Genomic DNA, 16222 nt, shown 5'->3' on the forward strand with positions numbered 1-16222 from the left:
GCAATTTCAAAACGCCACGCCGGCAACCAGAATGATGTTGGCGTAGGGCGTGAATTGGCCGGTGCGCACCACCGCGCGGGCGCGCGCGCTGGCCGCTTTCAGCGCCTCGTGCGTGACCCGTTCCACCGGCGTCGCCGCCAGCAACGCGCCGATGGCGGCGTCGATGGCGGGGCTGGCCAGCGCGGTTTCCTGCGCCACGATGGCGCGCTCCACCTGCATCTCGGCCAGCACCACGCGCAGCGTGTCGACGAAACCGGGGATGTCGCGCGTCAGCGCCAGGTCGATGCATTGCACGCCGGCCGGCACCGGCAGGCCGGCGTCGCCGATCACCAGCATGTCGCCGTGGCCCATGGCGGCGATGACCTGCGACAGCGCGCTGTTGAGCAACGTCGTCTTCTTCATGTCGGCTCCGTTTCGACCGGCGCGGCGCCCCCGCATCGGGTGATGAACCGCTCCACCTCGTGGCGGAAGGGAATCGCGCTTTGCGCGCCCAGCTTGGTGACGGTCAGCGCGGCCGCGTATTGCGCCGCGGTGGCCGCCGCGACCAAGTCCAGGCCCTGGCCGACGCCGACGGCGAAGGCGCCGACGAAGGTGTCGCCGGCGGCCGTGGTGTCGACCGCGTCGACCCGCACCGCGTCGAGCATGCGGCTGCGCCCGCCCTGGCCGACGATCAGCACGCCCTGCTCGCCCATCGTCAACAGCACCGCGCCGGCGCCCATCGCCAGCAGCCGGGTGGCGGCCTGGCGCGCGCTACCGCGGTCGACGACCTCGGTGCCGCTCAGTTGCGAGGCCTCGGTCTCGTTGACGATCAGGTAGTCGACCAGCGCCACCAGGTCCGGGCGCAGCGGTTGCATCGGCGCCGGGTTGAACACCACCGTCACGCCGCCGCGGCGGGCGATGTGGATCGCCCGGATCACCGCCGTCAACGGCGTTTCAAGCTGGCACACCAGCAGGTCGGCCGCCAGGATCGCCGGCGCCAGCGCCTCGACCATGTCGGCCGTCAGCGTCATGTTGGCGCCGGGCGCGATGACGATGCTGTTGCGCCCGGCGTCGTCGACCATGATGCCGGCCACGCCGCTGGCCGCGCCGGCCTGCGTGTGCAGGTGCGTGACGTCGATGCCGTCGCCGACCAGGCCGGCGCGCAACTGCGCGCCGAAGGCGTCGTCGCCGACCCGGCCGATCATCGTCACGGCGCCGCCCAGGCGCGCCGCGGCGACCGCCTGGTTGGCGCCCTTGCCGCCGGGAATTTGGCAAAATTGCTGGCCGGCTATGGTTTCGCCGGCCGCCGGCATGCGCGGCGTGCGGAACACCAGGTCCATGTTGAGGCTGCCGACGACGGTGATGCGCGGCTGTTTGCGCGGCTTGGCGCCGCTCGTGCCGCTCGTGCCGCTCATGCCGCGCTCCGGGCGATCATGCGGTTGCGGTACATGTCAACGATCACCGCGATGACGATGACGGTGCCGGTGATAATGCGTTTGGCCGGGTCGCTGGCGCCGATCTGCGCCAGGCCGGCCTCCAGCACCGCGATAATCAGCACGCCGATGAAGGTGTTGACGACCGAACCGCGCCCGCCCATCAGGCTGGTGCCGCCGATGACGACGGCGGCGATCACCTGCAATTCCATGCCTGCGGCGGCGTTCGGGTCGGCCGCCTCCAGGCGCGAGACCTGGAACGCCGCCGCGATCGCCGCCAGGAAACCCAGCAGCGCGAACACGGCGGTCTTGGTCGGACGGGTGCGGATGCCGGCCAGGCGCATCGCCTCCTCGTTGGTGCCGATGCCGATCATGTGGCGGCCGAACACCGTGTACGACAGCACCAGTTGGCCGGCGACGACGATGGCGATGGCCAGCAAAAAGGCCGGCGAGATGCCGCCGATGACCGGGTCGTTGATGAACGAGACCGCGCCGCCGATGTATTTGGTGCGCGAGTCGGTGGCCAGGTAGGCCGAGCCGCGCGCCACTTCCAGCATGCCCAGCGTGACGATGAAGGACGGCACCGACCACGTCACCGTAATCAAGCCGTTGACCATGCCGCACAGGAAGCCGACGGCCAGCGCCAGCGCCGCCGCCGGCACGAAGCCGAGCTGCCAGTCGACCATCGCCAGGCTCAGCACGCCGCCGCACAGCGCCAGCACCGAGCCGACCGACAGGTCGATGCCGCCGATGATCATCACGTAGGTCATGCCGACCGCCATCACGGTCAGCGCCGGGATCTGGTTGGCGATGGTGCTGAAGGTTTTCATGCTCAGGAAGTACTTGCTGGCGTAGCTGAAAAACACCACCATGCCGGCCAGCACCAGTACCAGGCCGAGGTATTCCTTGGCGCGCCGCAGCCACGGCGAGGCCGCCTTGGCGCCGCCGGCCGCGCCCAGCGGGGAACGCGGCGCTTGTGCATCGATTGTTTGGGTAGTCATAGGATCGTCCTTCTTATATTGGTTGAAGCGCCGCCGGCGCCGCGTCGACGTAGCCGCTGAAGGCCGCCTCCATGATCGCGTCGGCGCTGGCCTCGTCGCGCCCGAAGGTGCGCACCATCTTGCCGGCGCTCATCACGGCGATGCGGTCGCACAGCAACATTAGCTCGACCAGGTCGCTCGACACCACCACCAGCGTCTTGCCCTGCGCCGCCAGTTGCGCCATCAGCTTATAGATTTCGAATTTGGCGCCGACGTCGATGCCGCGGGTGGGCTCGTCGAACAGCATGACGTCGCACTCGCGGTGCAGCCAGCGGCCGATGGCGATTTTCTGCTGGTTGCCGCCGGACAGCTGGCCGACCGGCTGCTCGACCGAGCTGGCGCGCAGCGACATCAGCTTGCCGATACGCTCGGCGATGGCGCCCTCTTTGTTGCGGCTCAGCCAGCCCGCCCTGGCCACCGCGGCGATGCCGCTCAGGGTGGTGTTGACGCGGATCGACTGCGGCAGCAGCAAGCCCTGCTCCTTGCGGTCCTCCGACACCATGGCGATGCCGTGGCGCACCGCGTCGTACGGCGAGCCGATGGCCCGCTCGCTGCCGCTGACGCTGATGCGGCCGCTGTCGCGCCGGTCGGCGCCGTAAATAAGCCGCAGCGTTTCGGTGCGGCCCGAACCGACCAGGCCGGCGATGCCGAAGATTTCCCCGCCGCGCGCCTCGAAACTGACGTCGCGCACCGCCTTGCCGCGGCTCAGGTTCTGCACCTTCAGCGAAATCGCGCTCGGCTGCGGCTTGGGCCGGTCGAGCCGGTCGCCGACCTCGCGCCCGACCATCAGTTTGACCACTTCTGGAATGCTGATGGCGTCGGCCGCGTGGGTGCCGACCACCAGGCCGTCGCGCAGCACCGAAATCGAATCGGCGATGCGCTTGGTCTCTTCCAGCCGGTGCGAAATATAGATGATGCCGACGCCCTTGGCCTTGAGCCGCTCGATCTGCACGAACAGCAGGTCGACCTCGCGGCCGGTCAGCATCGCCGTCGGCTCGTCGAGGATCAGCACCTTGCAGTCGGCGCTGATGTTGGCGGCGATCTCGATCATCTGGCGCTGGCCGATGCCCAGGCGCGACACCGGCGTGGCCGGGTCGAGCGCGCCCAGGCCGACCTGCGCCATGCACTGGGCGGCGGCGGCGTTCAGCCTGGCGTAGTCGACGAAACCGAAGCGGCTCGGCAGCTTGCGCAGGAACAGGTTCTCGGCGATGCTCAGCGTGTTCACCAGGCTCAGCTCCTGCAGCACCATGCGCACGCCGCGCTCCTCGGCCTGCGCGCGCGACGTCGGCGCGAACGCCACGCCGTTCAGCCGCATGCTGCCGGCCAGCGGCGTCACCAGCCCGCAGATAATCTTCGACAGCGTGCTCTTGCCGGCGCCGTTCTCGCCGGCCAGCACGCGCACCTCGCCCGGGCGCAGGCTCAAATGAACGTCCTGCAACACCGGCCCGGCATAGGACATCGACACGCCGTTGATTTGCAACAAGGGCTGCGACTGCGGCTCAATAAAGGAACTCATGGGGATATTCTCGGGGAATAGATAATGTGCGGGGGCCGCCGGCGCGGACAAAACCACCGGCGTAACCCCGGCCCTCGCCGTTGGTTTAAGAGTGCGCCAACAGCGGCTGCGCAAGCTTACTTCTTGCTACCGGCAACCAAATCAACCGGGGTCTCGACCACGCCGCCCAGGGTTTTAATCGGCGCCTTGGCTTTCAAGAACTTCAGCGCGTTTTCAATGCCGTAAATGGCCAGCTTGTCGGCGTGCTGCTCGGCGGTGGCGGTCATACGGCCATCCTTGAGCATCGGTGCAACGGCCGAAATATTGTCAAAGCCAACCACCCGCACCTTGCCGGTCAAGCCGGCCGATTTCACGGCGGCCACGGCGCCGATGGCCATGCTGTCGTTACCGCACAGCAGCGCCTTCATATCCGGGTTCTCGCTCAGCATCGCGGCGGCCACCTTGTTGGCCTTGTCGATTTCCCACTCGCCGGTCTGGACGCCGACCACTTTCGCGCCGGCCTTCTTCATCGCGTCCTGGAAACCGGCGGTGCGCAGCTTGGCGTTGTTCGCCGTTGGCAAGCCTTCAATGATCGCCACCTTGTCGCCCGGCTTCAAGAACTTGGCCAGGTAGTCGCCCACCTGCTCGGCGCCCTTGCGGTCGAGCGGCCCGACGAACGGCACGGTGATGCCCTTCTCTTTCAGCGCGCTGGCGTCGAACTGGTTATCGATGTTAATGACGACGATGCCGGCGTCGATGGCGCGCTTGGACACCGCCACCAGCGCCTTCGAATCGGCCGGCGCGATAACGATCGCGTCGACGTTGGAAATAATCATTTGCTCGACCAGTTTGATCTGGCCGGCGGTGTCGCTCTCGTCCTTGACGCCGTTGGTGATCAGCTCGTACTTGTCGCTGTTTTTCTTTTGATGCGCCTTGGCGCCGTTTTCCATCGTCAGGAAAAATTCATTGGCGAGCGACTTCATCACCAGGGCGACGCGCGGCTTCTCGGCGCTGGCCTGGGCCATCGGTACGGCCAGCATCAAGCTGGCGGCGGCCACGGCGATTGATTTGGCAAAAAGGGAAATGGTGCTCATTGGGTGTCTCCGAAAGGGAAGTTGTAGTTTTAAGTGAACTCGCGCTGATCAGTCAAAAAACGGTACGCAATCGATTGCGCAATCGATTGCGTATTAGATCGCGGAGTACCAACCGGTGTCAAGGAGTTATTTTTTCACGGGAAACTATCGAAGCACTTGTTGATAAAAATCAATCCGCATTCCGCTTGCGGCGCGGCTTGGGGCCGGAAATGGCCTCCACGCGGGCGCCGGTGCGGATCTGGACGCGCTCGCTGAACCAGTCTTATTGCACCGACTTGGTAGAGGATGGCGCCGCCTTATACAGCCAACCGAACACTACCGCCGCCGTCGCGGCACCGACCAGCTGGGCGACAACGAACCCCGGAACGTCCGCTGGCCTTATCCCGGCGAAGGTGTCGGTAGCGGCACGCGCCAATGTCACGGCGGGGTTGGCGAACGAGGTGGACGACGTGAACCAGTAGGCCGCCGTAATATAGGCAGCGACGGCGAACGGCGTCACGGTTGGCCGGCTGCGCGAACATCCGACGATCACGGCCAACAGGCCAAACGTGGCGACGAACTCGCTCCACAATTGCGGAAGACCGTCCCGAACATGCTGCGAAGCGGAAAACAGAGGCTCGCCGAACATCGCGTGCGCCGCGGCCACGCCGGCGAACGCCCCGGCGACTTGCGCCACGACGTATGCCGGCACATCGCGCCAGCCGGTGTTGCCGTGCCAGGCATCGACCAAGGTCACGGCTGGATTGAAGTGCGCCCCGGACACCGGGCCGAAAGTCAGGATGAGTGCCGCCAAGCCAGCGCCGGTCGCTATCGCGTTGGCCAGCAGCGCAAGGCCAACGATTCCAGCGGCCAGCCGTTCGGCCATGATGCCGGAACCGACTACGATTGCCAGCAGCATGGCCGTGCCGAGGCTTTCGGCGACGACGCGGCGCGCAAGCGTCATACCGGCGTAAACGGGTTGACCGTGCCGCCCGGGTGGCTGCCAGCGCTACACCCTTTGAACCGGCTTTTCCCCATCGTCGTTACCAAGGCTTCGGCCATGACGCCGCGGGCGGAATTGCCGGTGCAAGGAAACAGGACGTTGTAGATTTTTTCGCTCAGGTCCAGCATCCACTTGGCGTAATCGCTTTTTACGACCGTCGGTTCGCTTGAAAAAAGCGCCGAGTAGAAGCCGATGCTGTTGTTCAAATCACCGACGGAAATATGCACATGTAAGCGATTCATCTTTACACCTCTTCGGTTGTGGGACAGGCGGGGGAACAGACCGGCGCACATGGATTGCCGCCGCAACAGTTCTCAGTCAGGAAGACCAAAAGGCCGTGCATGGTCGGCGTGGCTAAGTTCGTTCATGTGAAAGGATAGTGACGACGGGGAATACCGGTCCTTTCACCGATCTTGCCAGCGGCAAGACCGGTAGGCCCGGCTTGCACCAAGGCGCGAAAGATTGCGAGCCGGGATTCCTGAGAGAGTGCGGCCAAGGCCGTGATTGCGTTTTTCGCTTCCATACTTCAATAATACTTGAAATATTAAAGCATTGTAAACCCCTACTTTTTCGGTGCGAAGGCAGCGCTAGTGATTTCCCGCTCAGGTACGATTAATGGAAACGCCACCATCGACCATCAGGCACGATCCCGTCGTGAAACTTGACGCGTCGGACGCCAGGTAAAGCGCCGAACGCGCAATTTCCGCCGGCGTTGCCAGACGCTTGAGCGCGTACAACCCTTCGATGAAGGCACGCGCCTCCGGCGTATTGGCGACGGCGCGCCCCGCCGGCGTATCCGTGCCGCCCGGCAGCAGGGCATTGGCGCGCACCCCATGCGCCGCGTACTCAACGGCGATCACTTGCATCAGGCCGGTCAATCCCGCCTTGCTGGCGGCATACGCGCCCATACCGGGGAAGCCAACGGTATGGCCGACGAAGGAGGAGGTGAAGATGATGGAGCCGCCGCCGCGTTTGACCATCGCTGGAATCTGAAACTTCGCGCCAAGGAACGCGCCGGTCAGGTTGGTGTCGAGCACGGATTTCCAGGCATCGACCGAAAGATCGGCAAGCGCCGCGATCTCCCCTACCGATCCGGCGTTGTTGAAAGCGATATCCAGTCCGCCAAAGCGACCGACCGCGACCTCCACCAATGCGCGGGCAAGTTGTTCGTCTTTGATGTCACCGGCGACGGCAATCGCTTCGCCCCCACCTTGCTCAATGTCGGCCACAAGGGCGTCCAACTCGGCTTGACGGCGCGCCGTCACGACCACTTGCGCGCCCTCCCTGGCAAACAACTTCGCGGTCTCGTAGCCGATGCCCGAACTTGCGCCGGTCACAATCGCGACTTTTCCTGATAACTGCTTCATTTTGCTATCCTTACGTTGAGTTATGGCGAAACATCAGCGTAACGAAGCGGCCCCTGCCGTTCTATCCGTTTCTTGCGGCCGCATTCAGGACGGGTCGCGCACACCGCACATGTCGGCGGCATAATTGGTGAAGTCCAGCCCGGCCGTCGCGTCGAAGCCGCCGTCGGGCGGTGGCCGAGGCGGTGCGCGCGACCACCGTTACGCTCAGCCGCCAGGTTCGCCATACTGGAAGCGGCCACGGGCATAAAGTTGCCTAACTAGTTGTCGCTGGTTTTCGCGTGGCCGCGGCCCCGCTCAGCTGGCAACCAGCCGTCCCGCCAGCACGACAAATACCGTCGGCAGCACATACTTGCCGGCGCCCGACTTCGACTTCACCCGCCGCGTAATGCGCGCCGCCAACAGCGCGTAAATCGCGTCGAAAAACAAGCCGGTCAGCACCAGCAGCGTGCCCAGCCACAAATACTGCATCGGCACCGACGCGCCGCCGGCGCTGACGAACTGCGGCAGGAACAAGCTGCAAAACAGCAGCGCCTTCGGATTGAGCAAGTTGGTCAGGAAACCGCGCACGAACGAGGCGCCGGGCGTCGGCGCCACAGCGCCGACCGCGTCCAGGCTCAAATCGGCGCGCAACATTTTTACCGCCAAATACACCAGATACGCCGCCCCACCCCAGCGCACCAGTTGCAGCGCGCCCGGATGCGCGGCCATCAGCGCGGCCAGGCCGAGACCCGACATCAGCACATGCATCGCGCGCGACGCGGCAATGCCCAGCGCCGTCACCAGCGCGACGCCGGCGCCGCGCGCCGCGCCGGTGGCGATCACCAGCGCCATGTCCGGCCCGGGCAACAAGAACACGCCGGCAAGCGCCGCCAGATACATAAAAGTGGCCGATGTTTCCATACTAACTCCCGAGAAAGACAATGAACGATGCCGTCATTATCGAGCTGGGGCGCTGAAATGTGCTTGCTATTTCCTCCCCGCATGGCATAGTTATGAGCAGATTCCACTCATTTTTCTCATATACTTAAATGAAAAATTCATATAGCGATCTGGACGAAGTAGACATCCGCATTTTGACGCTGCTACAGGAAGAAGGCCGGCTGTCGAACGCGCGCCTGGCCGAGCGCCTGAAACTAAGCGAAACGCCGGTATGGCGGCGCCTGCGCCGGCTGGAGGAGGACGGTTACATCACCGGCTACCAGGCGCTGATCGACCGCAAGAAGCTGGGCATCGGCTTGATCGCGTTTGTCCGCGTCACCTTCGCCAACCACGCCGGCGAGCAACCGTTCCAGTTCGAAGAGGCCATCCAGGCGATACCCGAAATCCTCTCCTGCCACAACGTCACCGGCGAATCGGACTACCAGTTGCAGGTGGTAGCGCGCGACATTGAAAGCTACGGCGACTTCGTCTCCACGGTGCTGCGCAAACTGCCGGGGGTGGCCGAAATCCACTCCAGCCTGTCGATGCGCGAAATCAAATCCTCGAACCGCCTGCCGATGCCCGCCATATAAACCAAGGGCGTAACCCAGGGGCCGGACCCCGGCTGCTAACTTAGCGCGATTTTCGTCGGTCGGGTTAGCCCGCCGGGCGTAACACGACTGGCGTCGGCGGTTGCCCGGCGCCGGCTTACGTCCCGCGCACCCTACCTGCTCAACGTCAGCGTATGCTGGGCCGGCCCCGGCAGCAGCGGCGTCGTGCGCCCCGCCACCCAGTCGGCGTGGCCGGCCAGGAAAAACGGCGACAGCGGATGCCCGCTCTGCCCGCCCGGCATGTTGAAGACGCCCTGCTCCTCCCTGCCCGGCGACACCGTCAGCCGTTCCGATTGGCCGAAGGTGCTGCCGGCAACGCGCGGCATGTGGTTGTCGCCAGGCAGCATGTCGGGCGGCACTGCCAGCCAACGCCGCAGCCACGGCACCGCCGCGCTGATCGGATGCGCGATGGAGGCCGTGTTACGCTCGCCCCAAGTGGCCGCCGACAAGGGCTTGCCGCCCTTGCCCAGGTCGGCGATGACGCGGTCAACCGCCGCCAGTTGCAGCGCCTGCCAACTGGCGTGCCCGAGCGGAAGCCAGCCGGCCGGCCGCGCGTCGAGCAGGCGCGCCAGCACCACCGGCCAGCGCGAGGTGGCGAGGGCCACGTTGGCCTTGCCGTCGAGCTTGGCCAGCTCGGCGTTGGCGCCCTCGAACACCAGGTCGTGCAGCGCCCACATGAAGGCGCGCGTGAGCCGGTAGCCAACCGAGTCGACGCTGGCGCGGCCGCTCCAGCCGTTTTTCAGCAAGGCCAGAAACTCCGCCCGCTGCGGCCGTTTTTCCAGCGCGCCGGCGTCCAGCGCGGCAATCGCGCGCTCGCGCCAGCCCGACAGGAAGATGGCGCGGTCGTCCAGCCCGACGCCGTAGGCGCCGCGCACGTCGGTCTTGGCGCCCAATGCGCTCAGGCCGTCGCGCACCTGGCGCCCGCGCGCGCCCAGGTCGAAGCCGCCGTCGCCGAGCAGCTCGGCGCCGGCGCCCATCAACTGGCGGCTGTTCGCGGTCGACAACTGGCCGTCGGCCGGATTGCTCACGCGCGGATATTCGGCCGGCGTCAGCCAGCCCTGCCATGAGGCCGCCGCACCGTCCAGCGCCAGCGGGAAACTGCTGGCCGGCCCCGGCTGGACGCGCCGCGGCAGCGGCCCGGCGATGGTCCAGCCGATGTTGCCCTGGTCGTCGCCGGCGACGAAATTCTGCGCCGGCACGCCCATGGCCGCCGCCACGGCCAGCGCGTCGGCCATGCTGTCGGCCGACTCCAGCAGCGCCGGGTTCAGGTTGACGGCCTCGGCCGCGTGCGCGACCCAGTGGACGGCGTAGAGCCGCCCCGCCACCTCGCGCAGCGGCCCCAGCGAACTCTCGCGCACCAGCAACTGCTGCGCCGGCGCGCCCTTGATCAAAATCGTTTCCTGGTACGCGGCCGGGCGTTCCCAGCCGGCCGGCGTGCGCACCTGGCCCGGCTGGGCTGGGTCGCGGCCCAACTCGACCAGGTCGAGGTAGTCGCCGTAGCTGTTGGTGAAACTCCAGGCGACGTGGCCGTTGCTGCCGACGGCCAGCAGCGGCGGCGCGCCCGGCAGCATGACGCCAACCATGCGACGCTGGCCGCCGCGCGCGTCGGGAAACTGCAGCGCCACCCGATACCAGGTGTTCGGCAGCTGGATGTTCAGGTGCATGTCGTCGGCGATGATCGCCGCGCCGTCCTGGCTGCGGCTACCCGCCAGCGCCCAGTTGTTGCTGCCGACGGCGTTGGCGCCGACCGCGTCGAGCATCTCGGCGCCGGCCAGCTTGGGCGCGTCCAGCGCCGGCGGCCGGCCCCACCACAGCGGTGGCGCCGCCGGAATCGGCGCGCTGGGCGGCGGCACGCGTTCGGCGTCCAGCGGCGCGTCCCACTGTGTCGACTCCGGCAACAGGAAGGCGCGCTGCTCGACGCTGCTGTGCTCGCGCAACCAGCCGCGCGCCAGTTCGCGCGGCTCCAGCCCGCCCTGCAAGTCGAAATACATGGCCCATACCACCAGCAGCGAATCGGCCGCCGTCCACGGGCGCGGCTTGACGCCGATCAAGGCATATTCAAATGGCCGCGTCGACAGCGCCGCCAGGCCGTCGTTGACGCCGCCGACATAGCGTTCCAGGAAGCGGCGCTGTTCGGCCGGCAGCGCCAGCACGGCCCGTTCGGCGCGGGCGCGGAAGCGGTGCGGGCGGCGCGACTTGTCGAGTCCGAGCGCGCGCGGCCCGAACAATTCGGCCAGTTCGCCGGCGCCGACGCGGCGCAGCAAGTCCATCTGGAAGTAGCGCTCCTGCGCCTGCACGAAACCGCTGGCGTAGGCCACGTCGAGCCGGTTGCCGCCGCTGATCAGCGGCACGCCCAAGGCGTCGCGCGTCACGCTGACGTCGCCGTGCAAACCGGGCGCCGCCCGCGTGCCGTCCAGCTGCGCCAGGCTGCCGCGCAAAAACAGCCACAGCGCCAGCGCCGCCAGCACCAGCAGTCCGAGCAGCGCCAGCAGCAGGCGCCGGGACCAGATCCGAATCTTCCCCGTAGCATTCTTCCGCATACCATTCCCATGAAAAAACTGTCGATGTCGAATTCATACACCTGACGGTTTTACCATGCGGGTGACGATCCGGCAAGCCGGCGGCCGGGACCTGGGACGCTGTTGCGTCCGCCTAAAAAATTATTATTTAGCAATTTTAAAATTTTCGTTGACGCAAGAAATTCTTCGCTGTTACTATCGGCAACACCGTGTGGAAGCGCTTCCACTTTATCGCCACCGAAGGAGTTCCCGTGTCAAACGATGCCTCAGTTTCCCTTGAAACCACATTTTCGCCGCCGCCCGATTCCGCGCTCTGGCGCAAGGACTTCCTGTTCGGCGCCGCGACCGCCGCCTACCAGATCGAGGGCGCGGTCGACGAAGACGGGCGCCTGCCGTCGATCTGGGACACCTTCAGCCAGCAGCCCGGCAAGGTGCTGGCCGGCGACACCGGCGCCGTCGCCTGCGACCACTACCACCGCTGGGAAGCCGACCTCGACCTGCTGTCCGAGTTGAACGTCGGCGGCTACCGCCTGTCGATCTCCTGGCCGCGCGTGATGGATGAAGCGGGCCGGCCCAACCGCAAGGGCATCGACTTCTACAGGCGCCTGCTGGGCCGCCTGAAAGAAAAAGGTCTTTCCACCTTCGTCACGCTATACCACTGGGATCTGCCGCAGCACCTGGAAGACAAGGGCGGCTGGCTCAACCGCGAGACCGCCTACCGCTTCGCCGAGTACGCCGACTTGATGAGCCGCGAACTGACCGGCCTGGTCGACGCCTGGGCCACGCTGAACGAGCCGTGGTGCTCGGCCCAGCACGGCTACGGCAGCGGCCACCACGCGCCCGGCGTGACGAATCAAACGTCGGCGCTGCAAGCCATGCACCACCTGCTGCTGGCGCACGGCCTGGCGCTGCCTATCCTGCGCGCCAACGACCCGGCCTCGCTGAAAGGCATCGTCGCCAACGTCGGCCGCGGCACCACCACCGGAAGCGGCGAAGCCGACCGGCGCGCCGCGCGCCTGTTCGAAGTCCAGCACAACAACTGGGTGCTCGACCCGCTGCTGAGACAGGCCTATCCGAGCGAGCTGTTCGCACTGTGGCCGGGCACCGAGCCGGTCGTGCTCGACGGCGACATGCACATCATCGGCGCGCCGCTTGATTTCCTCGGCATTAATTACTACTTCCGCACCAACGTCGTCAGCGACGGCGCCCACGGCTTCGCCGAAGTGGCCCTGGAAGGCGTCGAGCGCACCCAGATGGGCTGGGAAGTCTATCCCGACGGCCTGCGCGACCTGTTGGTCCGCTTCCACGGCGACTACCCCGCGCTGCCGCCGATCTACATCACCGAAAATGGCACCGCGTCCGACGACGAAGTGGTCGGCGGCGAAGTCGACGACCGCAGCCGCGTCTCCTTCCTGAACCGCCACCTGGCGGCGGTCGACAGCGCCATCAAGGCCGGCGTCGACGTGCGCGGCTACTTCATCTGGTCACTATTGGACAATTTTGAGTGGGCTTTCGGCTACGAGCGCCGCTTCGGCATCGTCCACGTCGACTACCGCACCCAGAAACGCACCCTGAAGCGCAGCGCCAAACTGGTTGCAGCCTTCCTGGCCGAGCGAAATAAATCATCCTGAAAAGAGGCCAAACATTGTTTTTCGTTTTATCGTGGCAACCTGTATAAAAATTCAATAAAAATGCGGCAAAACGCACATTGGAGACAAACATGAAAACAGCACACTTGGCTGGCGCGTTCGCGCTGGCGTTCGCGGCCCACGGCGCGGCACAAGCGCAAACCGCGGCCGCGGCCCCGGCGCTGAAAGCCACCGTGATCCACTGGTGGACCTCGGGCGGCGAATCGGCCGCCATCAAGCAGTTCGCCGACGCCTATAACAAGGCCGGCGGCGAATGGGTCGACAACGCCATCGCCGGCGCCGACCAGTCGCGCGCCACCACCATCAACCGCATCGTCGGCGGCGACGCGCCGACGGCGGCGCAGTTCAACACCTCCAAGCAGTTCCGCGACATCGTCGAACAGGGCATGCTGAACAATATCGACGACGTCGCCGCCAAGGGCAACTGGGACCAGATCCTGCCCGCTTCCATCATCGACAGCATCAAGATCGACGGCCACTACTACGCCGCGCCGGTGAACATCCACATGCCGGCCTGGTTCTTCTACTCGAAGGCGGCGTTCCAGAAGGCCGGCATTGGCGCCGAACCGAAAACCTACGACGAGTTCCTGGCCGTGCTGGCCAAGCTGAAAGGCGCCGGCGTAGTGCCGCTGGCCTTCGGCGGCCAGGTCTGGCAAGAGAAAATCACCTTCGACGCGGTCTTCGCCAGCGTCGGCGGGCCGGAGCTGTACCTGAAGGTCTACCGCGACCGCGACATGAACGCCGTCAAGTCCGACGCCTTCAAGCAGGTGCTGGTGGCCTTCAAGCGCCTGCGCGGCTTCGTCGATCCCGGTTCGCCGGGGCGCAACTGGAACGACGCCACCGCCATGGTCGTCACCGGCAAGGCCGGCGTGCAGATCATGGGCGACTGGGCCAAGGGCGAGTTTTCGGCCGCCAAGCAGGTCGCCGGCAAGGACTTCGGCTGCTTCCCCGGCTTCGGCGCGCGCTCGCCCTACATCGTCGCCGGCGACGCCTTCGTCTTTCCCAAGTCGAGCAACCCGAACACGGTGAAGGCGCAAAAACTGCTGGCCGGCGTAATGACCTCGCCGGCGGCGCAGGTGGCCTTCAATTCGCGCAAGGGGTCCATCCCGATCCGCGGCGACATCGACGACAGCTCCCTCGACCTGTGCGCCAAGATGGGCGTGGCCATCCTCAAGGATAAAACCCGCCAGTTGCCGAACTCGGAAATGCTGGTCGCGCCCGACCTGAACGGCGCCCTGCAAGACGTGCTGACCAACTTCTGGAACAAAAACCAGTCGGCCGAGGACGCGCAGAAGGCTTTCGCCAGCGCGCTCAAGGGATGAATAAAAAGCCGCCGCGCCAACCGCTGCGCAGGCGCTACTCGGTGGCGGCCTACATCGCGCTGCTGCCGATGGCCTTCACCGTGTTGTTCGCCTACCTCGGCACCATGCTGTGGACGGCGCGCGTCTCGGTCAGCAGTTCGCGCACCTTCCCGGCCAGCGACTTCGTCGGCCTGGCCCAGTACACGCGCCTGTTCAACAACGACCGCTGGCTGCTCTCGCTGCACAACATCGTCTGGTACGGCGCGCTGTTCATCGCCGCCTGCCTGCTGCTCGGCTTCCTGCTGGCGGTCTTCATCGACCAGAAGGTGGCGGCCGAGGGCGTGCTGCGCACCGTGTTCCTGTATCCGTACGCGATGTCCTTCGTCGCCACCGGCTTGATCTGGCAATGGCTGCTCAATCCCGAACTGGGTATCCAGGAGGTGCTGCGCCAGATCGGCTTCCCCGAGGCCCGCTTCGACTGGATCGTCGACCAGGACAAGGTCATCTTCACGGTCGTCATCGCCACCGTCTGGCAAGCCTCCGGGCTGGTCATGGCGCTGCTGCTGTCGGGCCTGCGCGGCATCGACGACGAACTATGGAAAGCCACCCGCATCGACGGCATTCCGCGCTGGCGCGTCTACGTCAGCATCGTCCTGCCGATGCTGGGCGCCTCGATATCGACCGCCTTCGTGCTGCTGTTCGTCATGGTCGTCAAGCTGTTCGACGCGGTCGTCGCCATGACCCAGGGCGGCCCCGGCACCGCCAGCGAAGTGCCGGCCAAGTTCATCATGGACTACCTGTTCGGCCGCGCCAATCTGGGGCTGGCCTCGGCCGCCTCGGTGGTCCTGCTGAGCACCGTGCTGGCCATCGTCGCGCCGGTTTTGTACGCGCGCCACCGCGGCAACCGCAGAAAGGACACGGCATGACGCCCATACCGCAAGCACCAGCTGAACGACGGCGCCGTTCCCGCATCACGCCGGCGCGCATCGGCGTGTACGCCTTCCTCGTCATGGCGGCGCTGTTTTTCCTGCTGCCGCTGTACGTGATGCTGGTGACGTCGCTCAAACCGATGGCGGAAATCCGCCTCGGCACCTTGTTCGCGCTGCCGCGCCAGGCCACCCTGGCAGCGTGGGGCGTGGCCTGGCAGTCGGCCTGCACCGGCCTGGCCTGCAACGGCATCCGCGGCGGCTTCTGGAACTCGGTCTTCATCGTCGTCCCCAGCACCGTCCTGTCGATCGCCATCGGCGCGGTGAACGGCTACGCGCTGTCGTTCTGGCGCCCGCGCGGCGCGGCGCTGCTGTTCGGCGTGCTGATGATGGGCGCCTTCATCCCGGCCCAGGTGATGGTGTATCCGCTGGTGCGGCTGCTGGCCGGCGCCCACCTGTTCAGCTCCCTGCCCGGCATCGTCCTGATCCACACCATCTTCGGCATGCCGGTGATGACGCTGTTGTTCCGCAATTACTACGCCGGCCTGCCGCTGGAACTGTTCAAGGCGGCGCGCATCGACGGCGGCGGCTTCTGGCGCATCTTCCTGCACCTGATGCTGCCGATGTCGACCCCGGTGATCGTCGTCGCGGCGATCATGCAGGTGACCGGGATCTGGAACGACTTCCTGCTAGGGCTGGTGTTCGCCGGCTCGGAAAACCTGCCGATGACGGTCCAGCTCAACAACATCATCAACACCACCACCGGCGAACGGCTCTACAACGTCAACATGGCAGCGACCATCCTGACCTCGCTGGTGCCGCTGGCGCTGTACTTCGTCTCGGGCCGCTGGTTCGTGCGCGGCATCGCCTCCGGCGCGGTCAAAGGTTAACGATCAAAGGTAAAAATA

At 65.9% G+C, this 16222-nt stretch carries 14 protein-coding genes and 3 pseudogenes; 5 read left to right on the top strand and 12 right to left on the bottom strand.

What is annotated here, in order from left to right; translation table 11 throughout:
- Nucleotides 1–6: 6 nt before the first annotated feature.
- From rbsD to JANGC3_RS0109935, 11 genes and pseudogenes are all read right to left on the bottom strand, one after another.
- Nucleotides 7–402: a D-ribose pyranase gene (gene rbsD / locus JANGC3_RS0109895; protein WP_026132795.1), complete on the bottom strand. Its 396-nt coding sequence runs from the start codon at nt 400–402 to the stop codon at nt 7–9.
- Complete coding sequence (gene rbsK / locus JANGC3_RS0109900; protein WP_017876334.1) at nt 399–1394, bottom strand: ribokinase; 996 nt, start codon at nt 1392–1394, stop codon at nt 399–401. The genes rbsD and rbsK overlap by 4 nt, the downstream gene beginning before the upstream one ends.
- Complete coding sequence (locus tag JANGC3_RS0109905; RefSeq protein ID WP_017876335.1) at nt 1391–2413, bottom strand: ABC transporter permease; 1023 nt, start codon at nt 2411–2413, stop codon at nt 1391–1393. Before JANGC3_RS0109905 ends, rbsK begins: the two co-directional genes overlap by 4 nt.
- A 13-nt stretch (nt 2414–2426) precedes the next feature.
- The gene (locus JANGC3_RS0109910) at nt 2427–3968 is read right to left on the bottom strand and encodes a sugar ABC transporter ATP-binding protein (protein WP_017876336.1); all 1542 of its coding nucleotides are present in this window, start codon (nt 3966–3968) and stop codon (nt 2427–2429) included.
- Between the two features lie 116 nt (nt 3969–4084).
- On the bottom strand, nt 4085–5041 hold the full coding sequence (locus tag JANGC3_RS0109915; RefSeq protein ID WP_017876337.1) for a sugar ABC transporter substrate-binding protein: 957 nt from the start codon (nt 5039–5041) through the stop codon (nt 4085–4087).
- Between the two features lie 262 nt (nt 5042–5303).
- Entirely contained in the window at nt 5304–5984 is a 681-nt protein-coding gene (locus JANGC3_RS0109920) for an aquaporin (RefSeq protein WP_017876338.1), read from the bottom strand.
- 8 nt (nt 5985–5992) lie between these two features.
- Nucleotides 5993–6142: pseudogene (locus JANGC3_RS34315) on the bottom strand (arsenate reductase/protein-tyrosine-phosphatase family protein); the annotation flags it as partial.
- Nucleotides 6143–6265: pseudogene (locus JANGC3_RS31425) on the bottom strand (ArsI/CadI family heavy metal resistance metalloenzyme); the annotation flags it as partial. It lies immediately after the preceding pseudogene.
- Nucleotides 6266–6267: 2 nt separating this feature from the next.
- A pseudogene (locus JANGC3_RS33645) lies at nt 6268–6546 on the bottom strand (winged helix-turn-helix domain-containing protein).
- Between the two features lie 79 nt (nt 6547–6625).
- The gene (locus tag JANGC3_RS0109930) at nt 6626–7390 is read right to left on the bottom strand and encodes an SDR family oxidoreductase (protein WP_017876340.1); all 765 of its coding nucleotides are present in this window, start codon (nt 7388–7390) and stop codon (nt 6626–6628) included.
- Between the two features lie 294 nt (nt 7391–7684).
- Nucleotides 7685–8290, bottom strand: a complete 606-nt coding sequence (locus tag JANGC3_RS0109935) for a LysE family translocator (RefSeq protein ID WP_017876341.1) — start codon at nt 8288–8290, stop codon at nt 7685–7687.
- 128 nt (nt 8291–8418) lie between these two features.
- On the opposite strand from JANGC3_RS0109935, the gene JANGC3_RS0109940 reads away from it, so the two are divergent.
- Nucleotides 8419–8901: an Lrp/AsnC family transcriptional regulator gene (locus tag JANGC3_RS0109940; protein WP_017876342.1), complete on the top strand. Its 483-nt coding sequence runs from the start codon at nt 8419–8421 to the stop codon at nt 8899–8901.
- A gap of 131 nt (nt 8902–9032) precedes the next feature.
- On the opposite strand, the gene JANGC3_RS0109945 is transcribed toward JANGC3_RS0109940, so the two are convergent.
- Entirely contained in the window at nt 9033–11459 is a 2427-nt protein-coding gene (locus JANGC3_RS0109945; RefSeq protein ID WP_017876343.1) for a penicillin acylase family protein, read from the bottom strand.
- Between the two features lie 230 nt (nt 11460–11689).
- On the opposite strand from JANGC3_RS0109945, the gene JANGC3_RS0109950 reads away from it, so the two are divergent.
- From JANGC3_RS0109950 to JANGC3_RS0109965, 4 genes are all read left to right on the top strand, one after another.
- Nucleotides 11690–13069, top strand: coding sequence for a GH1 family beta-glucosidase (locus JANGC3_RS0109950; RefSeq protein ID WP_017876344.1), 1380 nt, complete (start codon nt 11690–11692; stop codon nt 13067–13069).
- Between the two features lie 89 nt (nt 13070–13158).
- Nucleotides 13159–14409, top strand: coding sequence for an ABC transporter substrate-binding protein (locus JANGC3_RS0109955; protein WP_081611812.1), 1251 nt, complete (start codon nt 13159–13161; stop codon nt 14407–14409).
- Nucleotides 14406–15314: a carbohydrate ABC transporter permease gene (locus JANGC3_RS0109960; RefSeq protein WP_017876346.1), complete on the top strand. Its 909-nt coding sequence runs from the start codon at nt 14406–14408 to the stop codon at nt 15312–15314. Before JANGC3_RS0109955 ends, JANGC3_RS0109960 begins: the two co-directional genes overlap by 4 nt.
- Entirely contained in the window at nt 15311–16204 is an 894-nt protein-coding gene (locus JANGC3_RS0109965; protein ID WP_035787589.1) for a carbohydrate ABC transporter permease, read from the top strand. Before JANGC3_RS0109960 ends, JANGC3_RS0109965 begins: the two co-directional genes overlap by 4 nt.
- Nucleotides 16205–16222: the final 18 nt, after the last annotated feature.

It is taken from the genome of Janthinobacterium sp. CG3 (assembly GCF_000344615.1).
In the GTDB taxonomy this organism is placed as follows: Bacteria; Pseudomonadota; Gammaproteobacteria; order Burkholderiales; family Burkholderiaceae_D; genus Janthinobacterium.

Excerpts from the sequence above, each read along its gene's own strand:
- JANGC3_RS0109960 (WP_017876346.1), top strand. The coding sequence starts at position 14,406 with ATGAATAAAAAGCCGCCGCGCCAACCGCTGCGCAGGCGCTACTCGGTG.
- JANGC3_RS0109945 (WP_017876343.1), bottom strand. The coding sequence starts at position 11,459 with ATGCGGAAGAATGCTACGGGGAAGATTCGGATCTGGTCCCGGCGCCTG.
- JANGC3_RS0109915 (WP_017876337.1), bottom strand. The coding sequence starts at position 5,041 with ATGAGCACCATTTCCCTTTTTGCCAAATCAATCGCCGTGGCCGCCGCC.
- JANGC3_RS0109920 (WP_017876338.1), bottom strand. The coding sequence starts at position 5,984 with ATGACGCTTGCGCGCCGCGTCGTCGCCGAAAGCCTCGGCACGGCCATG.
- JANGC3_RS0109930 (WP_017876340.1), bottom strand. The coding sequence starts at position 7,390 with ATGAAGCAGTTATCAGGAAAAGTCGCGATTGTGACCGGCGCAAGTTCG.
- JANGC3_RS0109955 (WP_081611812.1), top strand. The coding sequence starts at position 13,159 with ATGAAAACAGCACACTTGGCTGGCGCGTTCGCGCTGGCGTTCGCGGCC.
- JANGC3_RS0109935 (WP_017876341.1), bottom strand. The coding sequence starts at position 8,290 with ATGGAAACATCGGCCACTTTTATGTATCTGGCGGCGCTTGCCGGCGTG.
- JANGC3_RS0109910 (WP_017876336.1), bottom strand. The coding sequence starts at position 3,968 with ATGAGTTCCTTTATTGAGCCGCAGTCGCAGCCCTTGTTGCAAATCAAC.
- JANGC3_RS0109940 (WP_017876342.1), top strand. The coding sequence starts at position 8,419 with ATGAAAAATTCATATAGCGATCTGGACGAAGTAGACATCCGCATTTTG.
- JANGC3_RS0109905 (WP_017876335.1), bottom strand. The coding sequence starts at position 2,413 with ATGACTACCCAAACAATCGATGCACAAGCGCCGCGTTCCCCGCTGGGC.
- rbsD (WP_026132795.1), bottom strand. The coding sequence starts at position 402 with ATGAAGAAGACGACGTTGCTCAACAGCGCGCTGTCGCAGGTCATCGCC.
- JANGC3_RS0109965 (WP_035787589.1), top strand. The coding sequence starts at position 15,311 with ATGACGCCCATACCGCAAGCACCAGCTGAACGACGGCGCCGTTCCCGC.
- rbsK (WP_017876334.1), bottom strand. The coding sequence starts at position 1,394 with ATGAGCGGCACGAGCGGCACGAGCGGCGCCAAGCCGCGCAAACAGCCG.